The sequence below is a fragment of the Deltaproteobacteria bacterium genome (assembly GCA_020845775.1).
In the GTDB taxonomy this organism is placed as follows: domain Bacteria; phylum Bdellovibrionota_C; class UBA2361; order SZUA-149; family JADLFC01; genus JADLFC01.
On the sequence record JADLFC010000091.1, the window covers coordinates 1 to 12,037 of the forward strand.

Annotated in this window: 11 protein-coding genes and 2 tRNA genes; 1 reads left to right on the top strand and 12 read right to left on the bottom strand. The window is 47.3% G+C overall.

Annotated elements, in window-relative coordinates:
* The 12 genes from clpX to IT291_05740 all read right to left on the bottom strand — a co-directional run.
* On the bottom strand, positions 1-971 hold a 971-nt coding region (clpX, locus tag IT291_05685; GenBank protein MCC6220715.1), incomplete at its 3' end, for an ATP-dependent Clp protease ATP-binding subunit ClpX.
* A gap of 202 nt (positions 972-1,173) precedes the next feature.
* Positions 1,174-1,776: an ATP-dependent Clp endopeptidase proteolytic subunit ClpP gene (gene clpP, locus IT291_05690; protein ID MCC6220716.1), complete on the bottom strand. Its 603-nt coding sequence runs from the start codon at positions 1,774-1,776 to the stop codon at positions 1,174-1,176.
* 85 nt (positions 1,777-1,861) lie between these two features.
* Positions 1,862-3,187, bottom strand: coding sequence for a trigger factor (gene tig, locus IT291_05695; GenBank protein MCC6220717.1), 1,326 nt, complete (start codon positions 3,185-3,187; stop codon positions 1,862-1,864).
* Between the two features lie 60 nt (positions 3,188-3,247).
* Positions 3,248-3,330 (bottom strand) — tRNA-Leu (locus tag IT291_05700).
* A gap of 43 nt (positions 3,331-3,373) precedes the next feature.
* Positions 3,374-3,447 (bottom strand) — tRNA-Lys (locus IT291_05705).
* 194 nt (positions 3,448-3,641) lie between these two features.
* Positions 3,642-4,535, bottom strand: coding sequence for a hypothetical protein (locus IT291_05710; GenBank protein MCC6220718.1), 894 nt, complete (start codon positions 4,533-4,535; stop codon positions 3,642-3,644).
* Between the two features lie 100 nt (positions 4,536-4,635).
* Positions 4,636-8,058, bottom strand: a complete 3,423-nt coding sequence (locus tag IT291_05715) for an efflux RND transporter permease subunit (protein ID MCC6220719.1) — start codon at positions 8,056-8,058, stop codon at positions 4,636-4,638.
* A 2-nt stretch (positions 8,059-8,060) separates the two neighbouring features.
* Positions 8,061-9,509, bottom strand: a complete 1,449-nt coding sequence (locus IT291_05720) for an efflux RND transporter periplasmic adaptor subunit (GenBank protein ID MCC6220720.1) — start codon at positions 9,507-9,509, stop codon at positions 8,061-8,063.
* Positions 9,506-10,888, bottom strand: a complete 1,383-nt coding sequence (locus tag IT291_05725) for a TolC family protein (protein MCC6220721.1) — start codon at positions 10,886-10,888, stop codon at positions 9,506-9,508. Before IT291_05725 ends, IT291_05720 begins: the two co-directional genes overlap by 4 nt.
* A 34-nt stretch (positions 10,889-10,922) precedes the next feature.
* The gene (locus tag IT291_05730; protein ID MCC6220722.1) at positions 10,923-11,240 is read right to left on the bottom strand and encodes a metal-sensitive transcriptional regulator; all 318 of its coding nucleotides are present in this window, start codon (positions 11,238-11,240) and stop codon (positions 10,923-10,925) included.
* Between the two features lie 91 nt (positions 11,241-11,331).
* Complete coding sequence (locus IT291_05735; protein ID MCC6220723.1) at positions 11,332-11,550, bottom strand: hypothetical protein; 219 nt, start codon at positions 11,548-11,550, stop codon at positions 11,332-11,334.
* Between the two features lie 26 nt (positions 11,551-11,576).
* A complete protein-coding gene (locus IT291_05740; protein MCC6220724.1) occupies positions 11,577-11,717 on the bottom strand; it encodes a hypothetical protein in 141 nt (46 codons plus the stop codon).
* Positions 11,718-11,861: 144 nt separating this feature from the next.
* On the opposite strand from IT291_05740, the gene IT291_05745 reads away from it, so the two are divergent.
* The coding region (locus IT291_05745; protein ID MCC6220725.1) for a winged helix-turn-helix transcriptional regulator at positions 11,862-12,037 on the top strand (176 nt) is incomplete at its 3' end.

The following is a 12,037-nucleotide window of genomic DNA, read 5'->3' on the forward strand; positions in this document are numbered from 1 at the left end:
AGCAATATAGCCATAAGAGCCGCTTCATTTAGTTCCTCTAGCGTGGCCACCACGGGCAAGCGTCCAATAAATTCTGGAATAAGTCCAAATTTAAGCAGATCCTCTGGTTGAACCTCTTTTAGCGCCTCACCTGCCTTTGACTTAGGCTGTATGTTAGATGCAAAGCCCAAAGTATTTCCCATGGTTCGTCGACGGATTATATCCTCTAAACCTATAAAAGCACCCCCGCAAATAAACAGTATATTGGAAGTATCTACCTGCAAGAATTCCTGCTGCGGGTGTTTCCTTCCGCCTTTTGGCGGAATGCTCGCCATAGTACCCTCGACGATTTTTAGGAGAGCCTGCTGAACTCCTTCGCCAGACACATCTCTAGTAATTGAAGGATTGTCGGACTTTCTAGAAATCTTATCTATCTCATCTATGTAAACTATTCCGCGCTGAGCCTTCTCAACGTCATAATCCGCCGCCTGCAGCAAATTGAGAATAATATTCTCAACATCCTCTCCAACATAGCCAGCTTCAGTGAGATTAGTCGCATCTGCAATCGTAAAGGGAACATCGAGAAGCCTCGCCAATGTCTGCGCCAAAAGCGTCTTCCCTGACCCAGTCGGCCCTATTAACAATACATTCGACTTCGATAACTCTACGTCGCTTTTAGACCCATGGCTATCAACTCGCTTATAGTGGTTGTAAACAGCGACGGATAAAACTTTTTTCGCTGCATCCTGTCCAATGACGTATTGATCCAAAAATTTCTTAATTTCTCGGGGTTTGGGAATTGAAGAAGAACGACTACCGCTACGATCCTCCTCTACCTCTTCAAGGATAATGTCGTTACATAAGTCGATGCATTCGTCGCAAATATAAACATCCGGACCCGCAATAAGTTTGCGCACCTCTTCCTGGTTCTTGCCACAAAAGCTACAGACTAACGATGATTGACTGCGATTAGAACCTTTAGCCACCGAAATATTCCCCCTTATTAACCCCTCGAATCTCGCAAGTTAACAGATTTCATCCCTCACAAACTACTCAAAGCCTTCCTGGCAACTGCTTTTCGCCTGCTTCACGAGCCGTTCCCATTACTGGGTGTTATGCATGACTATGATAAAATTATATCCAATGCACATCGCCACGCCAAGCGATATTTAAATATCCAAGAAAAACAATAAGTTAACTTGACTTGGGAGTTTTCGGCCTATGGGCTACTACACTATCAATCAGCCCATACTCTTTGGCCTGCTCAGCCGACATAAAATTGTCGCGATCGGTATCGACTTCGATTTTTTCGATATTCGCCCCTGTGTGCACTGAGAGCAATCTATTTAGCTCTCGCTTCATTCTAACCATCTCACGCGCGTGGATTTCCACATCCGATACTTGCCCCTGAAATCCGCCAAGTGGCTGGTGAATCATAATGCGCGCATGTGGTAGCGCGGCCCTCTTGCCGTTGGCCCCAGCGGCTAACAAGAATGCACCCATACTTGCCGCTTGTCCTAAACATAGCGTCGACACATCTGGGGTAACGTACTGCATCGTATCGTATATAGCCATTCCAGCAGTTACGGAGCCACCCGGCGAATTAATGTAAAAATAAATATCCTTTTCTGGATCCTCGCTCTCCAAAAAAAGAAACTGCGCCGTTACCACATTCGCCACAGCATCCGTGACTTCCGTGCCCAAAAACACAATGCGATCCTTAAGCAGACGAGAATAAATGTCATAAGAACGTTCTCCTCTTGCCGTTTGCTCAATTACATAAGGAATGTAGTGCATAAAGCCATTCTCCGGTATTTAGTTCTTAAATCCAAACTTCCGCCCGCAAGAAGCTTACAAACTGAGCAATCTCGCGGCAATCAGTCTACGCCTTTAGCTTTTCCATCACCACGCACTGGCCAATCAAGTGTTCGAGCGTTTTCATCCTATTCACATATTCCCTTAGCGATGACTTTGCATGGGGTAATCCAAGGAAATAACCCACATTCTCAACATCCATATCGAACTCAATCGCCTTCTCGTCCATCCATTGCTGTACGTCCTCATCTGAGACCTCGCGCTCTTCTTGTTCCATAATCCGATCTAGAACCACAGCCCGTCTCAGACGAGTCTCTGCCATTTCACCTAACGCCTGTCTATATTGCGTAACATCGATTCTAGTGAAATCCTTTGAATTCCTATCCAAAACGCCAATTTCAGCTAACATAAACCGAATCTCGCCATCCACGAGCGAGTGAGGCAGCTCGAACTTATTTCGCTTTAGCACCTCGTCGAGGTAGGCGTTATGTCTTGCAATTTCATTGCGTTTCTTAACATCGCGCTTGTGATGCTGCTGAACCAATCGCATAAACTCTTCGACGCTTCCCGCAAAACCAGTTTTCTGAAGAAATGCGTCATCAAAAATAGGAAGCTCTCTCGTTGAAATCTTCTTAACAGTTACGCTGTGGCAAACTTTTTGCCCAGCCAGCTTCTCGTTGGGATGATCTTTAGGAGCTTCGACAAATATGTCGCTCTTTACGCCGACCTCCAAGCCAAGTAGCCCATCGATAAGTTCCTTTGGAAATTCTTTTGACTCTTCATCGTTAAGCTCAGCGACCATATAACTTCCTGAAGCCTCATCTATGGATTCGCCATCGAAAGTAGCCGATACGCCAAAGACAACTATATCGCCTTTCTGAGTAACAGTTCGATCCGTAATGGGATGAAACTTTGAAAAACGACGACATAGGTTGTTAATATGCTCATTCACATGCTCTTCCGAGCACTCGGTCTTTTCCACTTCATATTCGCATTCAAAACCGACGTAATCTTTAATGACTGGTTCTGGAAAAATGTCCAGGGATAGAGTAAATTTGTAGTTTTCACCCTCGTCAGTATCGAGAATTTCGACTTCGGGAAATCCAACGACATTTAGTTTGTGATCCCTTACGACATTGTCATAAGTCTCCTTGATAATTTCGCCCAAAATGTCTCGTTTGATCGCTGGACCATGAAGATTTGCCACCAAACCTCTAGGCGCCCTGCCTGGACGAAAACCTTTTATATTTGAACGCAACTGAGCTGCCGCAAGAGCTCGCTCAAAACGCTGCTCGAATATTCCAGTCGGAACCTCGCAACTAACACTGCGCTTTACTTCTCCAATATTTTCCAGGGATACAATCATATCCGCACCAACTTCAGCCGATACCATAATTAAGAATCCTTAATTCCAAATCGCTCGCTATACCACGCGCCCCAAAACACTAGGCAATGCGGGAGGGGGGACTTGAACCCCCAAGCTCAAAGAGCACTAGATCCTAAGTCTAGCGTGTCTGCCAATTCCACCACCCCCGCAGAAAACACCATATCAAAATCTTCATTACTAAAATAAGAAGATTGGGCGATCAGGGACTCGAACCCTGGACCCGCTGATTAAGAGTCAGCTGCTCTAGCCAGCTGAGCTAATCGCCCATCTAATGATTTCAGTAACTTACGATTCTATTATTTTACTAAAATAACAGCAAGCTACTTTAGCGCTACTAGCTAAAAAAAACATATGGCTTAATATTTCATTTTCCAAAAAAGAGCAAACTAAGGCAGTTTTTACAGCGGGTTCTCAACTGGCGGAATCCATTAGACAAGCCCAAAAAAGGCTAACTGCACTTTTAGAAGTACTGTACTATTTTCCCATATGCATAGCCAGCAGCTAAACCTACGGCTGTGCCAGCTGCAACGCCGATAACTACAGGTGCGCTTACTATAGCTGCTCCGCCCATCGCCGAACCAGCTACTGCCGCACCAAGGCCAGTCTTAGCTATAACGGCCGATGTCGCAAGAAAGGCTCCAGTACCTGCGCTAACGCCAGCCACGACGCCACTACTGAGGCGCCCGACAGTATTAGCCATGGATCTCATAGTGCGTCGATAACTATTATCTCCAACCGCCCGATCCTCATAGAGCGCATTAGCCATATCGGTGACTCCGCTAGCTGCATCGATGATGCCACCTATTTTGCCGACAGCGTTACCAACTGCGCCAAGCGTTTTGCCTATGACAGAATTAGCGGGTTCAGCCAATTCTCGAATTCGCATCTTGTCGATGGCGTCCTTAACATCGTTACCCATTCCCACAGCCGATACCGACGATGCCACAAAGTCTTCAACTTTAACACCCGACTGCGCCGCCCAATGCCCAATATCTGCAATGCCATCCAATAGCATTCCAGAGGTTCTATCTATCTCTTGCAGCTGCCTATCAGCACTCTTTAAGAAGCCAACCTTGACACGCTCAAGTCCCCTGTCAAAATATTGCCCAACTACCTTGCTCCCAACTGAAAAAGCGTCATAAGCCCGGCCAAATCCACCCCGAACCGTCTGCCATGCGTTATATGTTGTGGTTTGGCGCGTCACAGGACGCCCAGCCGAATAGACACTTGAACTTCCACCACTATTTCGACTCTCATACCTAGTCGACAATCCCTGATTATCGTACCCAGCAGAACTAGTTCCGTTAGAACCATACCTCTGGTGTTTTGATGAATTAACGCCGTACAAATCCATTAGTGTTTCCTCCATTATATTAAACGGATAAGTCTATCTGGAAAGAGCAACTTCTACGCCTGCTCTTTCAAATTTTAAAGCGTTAATATTATCGCAATTATTAGTCGGCAGCGTTCACAAATTTTTGCAACCTGCGGCTCCACTTCCATTCCTCTACGGCAGAAAACAAGCATGGCACTATAAATAAAGTGATGAGACTAATCGCCATGCCACCGATAGATGGGATAGCCATCGGTTGCATAACGTCTGAGCCTCGGCCCGTAGTCCAAAATATAGGCATTAAACCAAAGACAGTGGTGCTAATCGTCATGAGGCAAGGACGAATGCGCCTAAGGCCGGCTTCCACGACCGCTTCCCTAATTTCTAATATGGATCGAAATTCCCTATCCTTAAAGATATGCTCCAAATAAGTTGAGATCACCACGCCGTCATCGTCAACCACGCCAAAAAGAACCAAGAAACCTACCCAAACCGCCACTGAAAGGTTAGCACCACAAAAACTCAGCATTATAAAACCTCCAGCCGCCGAGACTATTACCCCGAAAAAAATAATAGGTGCAATCCACCAACGGCTAAAGCCCAAGTAAAGCATGACAAACATAATAGCGAGAGTTAAGGGCACTAAAATCTTCATGCGCGCCGTCGCCCTAACTTGATTTTCAAACTGCCCAGACCACTCCCAGTAATATCCAGGTGGCACCTTTAACTCGCCCGCCTTTAGCGCCCTTTGCAGCGCGGACTCGGCATCTCGAACTACGCTAACCTCATCACGACCACGGGTATTCATGGTGACATAACCGACCAATAGCCCTCGCTCTCCCTTAATCTCCTGAGGACCAAGTATAGTCTCAATCGAAGCTAATTGTATCAAAGGAACCTGTGCCCCTGTAGCACTAGGAACTAAAATTCCCTCAATTGCCTCGAAGTGTTCCCGAAAATCCCGCGCCAAGCGAAGCCTAATCGGATAGCGCTCCCTCCCCTCAACTGAGTCCATTATATTCATACCGCCTAGAGCCATCTCTATTACGTCCTGCACATCTCGGATATTTACCCCATATCGCGCAGCTTTTTCGCGATTGATTTCAATCTGCACGTACGGCTTACCCACTATGCGGTCTGCTACGATATCAGTTGCCCCTGGAACTGTTTGAAGCACCTTTTCAATCTCGATTCCGATGCGCTCAATTTCCTTTAGTTCCGATCCAAATATTTTCACTCCCATCATTGCACGAAAGCCAGTCTGCAACATTACCAAACGCGTCTGTATCGGCTGAAGCCAAGTCGGCAGCACGCCGGGGATAGCAGTCCTTTCCTGAAGCTCGGACAGTATTTCGGCCTTAGTAATGCGCCGCTGCGTCGGCCACAATATTTTAAACGGTGTCTGAAGTGCTTCCGTTAGAAAGCTATACCATCGCTCCTCCTCCACCATTCGCCACTCATCCTCTGGGCGAAGCAGAACAACTGTTTCAATCATGCTAATCGGCGCCGGATCGAGGGCCGATTCCGTTCGCCCTACCTTCCCGACAACCGAGGCTACTTCTGGCACTGATGCAATTGCCAAATCTTGCTTACTAACGACTTCCGCAGCTTGATTTAGTCCACCCTGCGGCAAAAGAGAAGGCATGTAGAGAAACGAGCCCTCATCGAGCGGTGGCATAAATTCCCTACCCATTCCCCTCCAAATAATAATTCCCCACAGGAGGATACAAAATGGAATGAGCATAAACGTTTTTTTGTGATTCAATATCCACCGAAGGGTTGGCGCATAAGCAGACGCCACCATTTTAGAAACTGGATTTTCCTCTAACGGCACGAACCTCTCGCTCGTCATGCGAAAAACTGCTAACGCCACCATTGCGCCAATCGCCAACGAAGTAGGCCATCCTTGCGCGCCGCTGAAGCCATACATTACTGTCACAACAGCATGGGCACCTAGAGCGGAACTAGCGCCACAAATAATTGCTAAACCTTTAGCCGTGCTTTTTTTGCCATTCCATGGACGAAACAGCAAATAGCACATCACTGGAACTACAGTAACGGCCAGAATAACAGAACTGCCAATGGCAAACGTTTTAGTGAAGGCTAAAGGCCTAAACAACTTGCCCTCTTGATCGGTTAGAAAGAAGACTGGAATAAACGCAACCAAAGTGTTTGACACCGCGACTAAAATAGCGCCACCTACCTCGGTCGCGCCTTCATACACCTTTGTAAAATAGGTCTTTCCTTTCGCCTTTTCGCTTTTATCCGCGATGTGTCTATAGATATTTTCAGTCATGATAATACCCATGTCGGCCACATCGCCAATCGCGATGGCTAGCCCCGCGAGCGACATAATATTAGAGTCCACGCCGAAGTAAAACATTGCTAAGAACGTGCCGGCAACCGAAAGCGGCAGCGTCACCAACACCGTTAGTGCGCTCCTTAAGTGCAGCAAGAAGATTAGAACAACAATGCCTGCAAGCACGGCCTCCTCCAACAAAGCCTCTCGCAGAGTATCAATGGTCTCTTCGACAATAGTAGTGCGATCGTAAAAGGGGACTATCCTCACCGATGATACGCGCCCATCTCTCAATGTTTTCTTTGGCAAGCCCGATTCGAGTTGCACGAGCTTCGCCTTTAGGCGCTCTACGACAGCTCTAGGATTCTCGCCATAGCGCATTAATACGACACCGCCAACGCTCTCTACACCAGTTTTATCGAGCAGTCCGCGGCGAAAATCTGGCCCCAACTGCACAGTAGCGACATTTCTTACAAAAAGCGGCGTTCCTTCTTGCTGACGGATTACAACGTTTTCCAGGTCTTCAACGGACTTAACAAAGCCGATTCCCCGAATAAAGTACTCGATACCGTTCTCTTCCAACACTTTAGCGCCCACATCGATATTGCTCTTGCGAACGGCATCGTAGATGTCCATTAAAGTAACGCGATGGGCTCGCATTTTGTCGGGATGAATGTCTATTTGGTATTGGCGAACAAAACCACCAACGCTTGCAACTTCGCTTACACCTTGAACCGAATTCAGTTGATATCTCAAGTACCAATCCTGGATAGAGCGAAGTTCTGCTAAATCAAAACCTTCACCTTCTACGGTATACCAGTAGACTTGCCCCAGTGCAGTCGCATCTGGGCCCAAAACTGGAACTACACCTGCTGGGAGCTGTTGTTGCGCGACGTTCATGCGCTCTAACACACGGGAACGCGCCCAGTAGTAGTCGACCTCGTTTTCGAATATTACAAACACCATCGAAAAACCAAAGCCCGACATCGAGCGAATGGTTTTAACCCCTGGTGTACCTGTAAGAGCAGTGCTTAGGGGATATGTTACCTGATCATCTACGTCCTGCGGGCTCCTCCCCTCCCAGTCGGCATAAACTATCACCTGCTTTTCACCGATATCGGGAATCGCATCAACTGGAGTATTGAGAATGGCGTAATATCCAGCACCGAGAATTAGAGCAATGCCAACGAACACTAAAAACAAATTGTTGAGGCAGCCTTTGATTATCTGGGAAACCATAAATATCCTCAATGTATATGAGGAGTCTGCGCCGCTTGCCCCCGAGACTTGCCATCCGATGGACTAGCATTAACGGCATCTTGATAAGCAGCGCCGCGCGGATAAAACAAACTTGGCTGCCCACTAATTTGAGCCTGACTGTCGAGGAGAAAATTGCCGCGAACCACCACGCGTTCTCCTGAATTCAACCCCGAAAGAACCGGAAAGTAGTTTCCAGCCCGAGGCCCCAGCTTCACTTCCACGCCCTTAAACACTCCCCGCTTCTGCTCTACGTAAACAAATTGTCGCAAACCGCTATCGATAACTGCACTTGCAGGAACCGCCAAAATACTTTCTCCGACAAGAGAGGATTTGCCCGGGATCTCCTTTAAATCCATGCCACAAATTGGACATGAACCAGCTCCATCTTCGAGAACTTGCGGATGCATAGGACAAGTAAATTTGCCCTCGATACCTGTAGCCGCCGGCTGCCCTGACGACGAAAGTGTAGCCAAAATCCTGCCGCTCATAAACATTCCAGGCTTAAGCGCATGATCGGGATTTTCGATATGCACCGGCACCTTTATAGTGCGACTCTCCTCATCGACTAGAGGGGAGACGAAAGTTACCATGCCAGCAAACTTCCTATTGGGCAGCGACTCAGTGATCAATTCCACCTTTTGCCCATAGCGCAGCCAAGGAAGTTGACTTTCGTAGACGTCGAGATAAACCCAAACCGTGTCGAGATTAGCTATTTGATAGAGAGCATCCCCTGCCCTAAAAGCTCCGCTTTGCGTAATGTTGCGCGAAATAACAGTTCCGGAAATGGGCGAAAAAAGAGTTACGCGCTCTGTTACTTTGCGACTTTCTACTAAGCTTTTTAGTTGCCACTCCGACAATCCCCAGCGAGATAGTTTCAGCAAAGTGCTATCTAACAACGAGCCCCTATCACCTGACCGCACGGCAATTAACACTTCCTGCTGAGCCACCACCAAGTCCGGGCTATATATCTCTACGAGGTGGTCGCCTTTATTTACATCTATACCCGTAAAATTCACAAACAACCTTTCTACATAACCGTCTACCCGTGCAGTAATAGTTGAAAGCGCCGTCTCGTTGTATGACACTTTACCCACCGCATATACATCATGTGATAGCTCCATGGGTTTTAGCTCGACCGATTCCACCGAAGCCATGGAACGCGCATATTCCGATAGCTCAATTTTAGAACTTCCCATGCCAACCTCATTTCCATTACCCGGAGATGATGACGACACCGCTGGAATTAAGGGCATATCGCAAATTGGACATTTACCCGGGTTTGGCAGCCTAACTTGTGGATGCATAGAACAGGTATACACAACAGTCTCTTGTTCTTGTGCGCTAACGACTAGCGGGAGCATCACGACACCTACAGTTGTTATAGTTAGAGCCCCAAATATGCCAAGAGCAAAACAACTAAGCCCAATGCTTCTCATTGCTCACTTACCTCCAGTTCGCGATTTACAAATGACGCAGCAGCCGGAACTATGCCAGCAATTATTAGAGAAAGTTTTGCAAGCGCCTCTTCTTGCATCGCACGCGACTCGATGCGAGCAAGGTCAAACTCCAATAGCGTCCGCTGTGCATCTAAAAAATCCACAAACGAGCTACGCCCACCAATATACCCTGTACGTGCAACTTCCAATGCTCGCGAAGCTTTAGGCAATAGCGCGTCGGTATACAAGGTAACTTTGCGCGAACTTTCCTTGTAACTGAAACGGGCTGTAGCAAATTCAACTGCAAGGTCTATTTTTTCGCGATAGAAGCGAGAGCGCATAGCGTCGGCCTCTGCCTCCGCAGCTCTAATCTGAGCAGCGTTTTTCTCCCGCCAGATAGGTATGGTAAGTGAGAAGCTCGGATTGAAAATTACAGGGCTTTGCTTCAAATCCGCCTCGAGACCGATTCCAACGTCTGGAATAAAGTTAAGCTTCGCTAAGCGCAGCATTGCCTCAGCTTTTGCAATCTGAGCCTGCATTTCTTTAAGTCTCGGATTATGTTTAAAGGCGGTTTCCAATATTCCGTCATCAGTGACATCGCCACTACTGTTTGTGTAGGACGCTGGGAACGGGACAACCGTTTCTGCATTAACGCCGAGCGTCCCCTTATAGGAAGCTAACTGAGCATCCCGCAAATCTTCGAGATTTTCTATGTCGGCTAATAATTTGTCGCGTTCAATTTCGGCACGCAATACATCTTGCAAAGTTACCTTCCCGGTCTCATGTTGTACCTGAGCAACTGTTCTTAAATCCTCTAAAAGTTCAAGAGCCAGGCGGTTAACGCGAATAGATTCGTCAACAGCCTGCAAACGGTAATAGGCAGTCTTAATTGCCGCTGCCGATAGCAGCGTAGCTCTCTTAAAAGCAAAAAACCTCGCCTGGCCCTCGGCAGTTGCCACTTCACCCATAGCCGAGAGTTTCCCGCTACCCGGGAACTCAAGCATGATGCCAGGCATCAGCGCCATTACGACATCGGCGATATCAGCCTCAAATAGCAATTTGGGATTCTCAATGGATCTCGCTACTGTTATAGCCTCGACAGAAGCCTTCCAATCGTAATAAGCACTCGCAACGGCAGGATCATTTATTATGCCGAATGTTAGAATTTCATCCAGCCCACTGTCAGCGCGCAAAGTGGGAAGCTGCAGGCTTGTGCCAGATGGATTATAGTTTTCGGATACTCCTGCCAATTCCTGGCGCAAAGCAAGCTCGCCTGGCGACATAGCGGTGCCACATCCGGCTAAAAACGAGAACAGGAGCACGGCACTTACTACTAGTGTCAATTTCCAGTCCAACACTGCCTTGGGGATACCTCGCATATCCTGCCCCTCAATTAGCTAGGCCGCTATAAATCTAGGTACTGCGAAATAATTCTATCAGTTCCGCCATCTTTCGTTCGGCTTTCTCAGAATCAGACGACGTCAGGGCCTCTTTGACGCAAGATTCCAAATGCCTTTTTAAGATAACTCCTTCTAGTGATTTTAAAGCAGCTCTTGCTGCATGTGCTTGCATTATTATCTTTGGGCAGTACTCGCGCTCGACAATCATGCGCCTTACTCCTTCGAGCTGCCCCGAAATGCGATTTACTCGGTGAAGTTCCTTGCCGTGATCCGGATGCTCGGAAGAATCCGGACATTGTCCGCAACAAGCCGTAGCCTTCTTTTTACCCATAAATATCCATGCTTTGCGATTAAAGACCACAGAATATACCCCTGGGGGGTATTCTGTCAAGCAAATTATTGACGGCATGGACTAAACCTGGTCACTTTTTTGTGCCGCAATTCGTACTAGATTTATCTTTTGACGCCTGCCATCTCTTATACGCCCCATATCCAATTAATCCTGGAGCTACCACTACACATAAAGGGCAAGTCGCGCCGGCAGCCGCGGCAGTTACTAGCCCCAGAGCACCAACACCCGCCCCTAAGGCCATGCAAGTGTTGGCATCATTTAGAGTTTTTAGCGAATCGTCATTTTCCATAATTGCTCTCTTCTTCTGCCGGCTACCTACCGCACAAAATATTGCAGCACTACAATGGCTAATATAACAGCCGCCACTATCAAACACGGCGAGCACGTTAACTTGCTAGCACATTTTTGCCCATCGCCGCTTTTTGACTGACAGCAACACGAGTCTTTGTTTTCCATAATTCCTCCTAACAACAATAAGAGCACAACCATATTGCCTTTTTATGCATTACTGTATAATAATATAGTTATGTTTTCATATTTGTCAAGCAAGCGAGGTTATAAATGGCAAAACATGGGTTAAAAGAACTTTCGGCTAGCAACATGGAGGCTTTGGCAGCCCGTTTCCGAGCATTGGGTGAGACAAGTAGGCTCTCTATTATTCAGGCATTACAGGATGGCGAAAAATGCGTTTCGGAGCTAGTATTGCTGACCGGCCTTAGTCAGCCAAATGTATCCAGACACCTAAATGTCCTTCAGACCGCCGGTCTGATTGGACG

Bases quoted from the DNA above. Each gene is read 5' to 3' on its own strand.
- clpP (MCC6220716.1), bottom strand. From the start codon at position 1,776: ATGCACTACATTCCTTATGTAATTGAGCAAACGGCAAGAGGAGAACGT.
- tig (MCC6220717.1), bottom strand. From the start codon at position 3,187: ATGGTATCGGCTGAAGTTGGTGCGGATATGATTGTATCCCTGGAAAAT.
- IT291_05710 (MCC6220718.1), bottom strand. From the start codon at position 4,535: ATGGATTTGTACGGCGTTAATTCATCAAAACACCAGAGGTATGGTTCT.
- IT291_05720 (MCC6220720.1), bottom strand. From the start codon at position 9,509: ATGAGAAGCATTGGGCTTAGTTGTTTTGCTCTTGGCATATTTGGGGCT.
- IT291_05725 (MCC6220721.1), bottom strand. From the start codon at position 10,888: ATGCGAGGTATCCCCAAGGCAGTGTTGGACTGGAAATTGACACTAGTA.
- IT291_05730 (MCC6220722.1), bottom strand. From the start codon at position 11,240: ATGGGTAAAAAGAAGGCTACGGCTTGTTGCGGACAATGTCCGGATTCT.
- IT291_05735 (MCC6220723.1), bottom strand. From the start codon at position 11,550: ATGGAAAATGACGATTCGCTAAAAACTCTAAATGATGCCAACACTTGC.
- IT291_05740 (MCC6220724.1), bottom strand. From the start codon at position 11,717: ATGGAAAACAAAGACTCGTGTTGCTGTCAGTCAAAAAGCGGCGATGGG.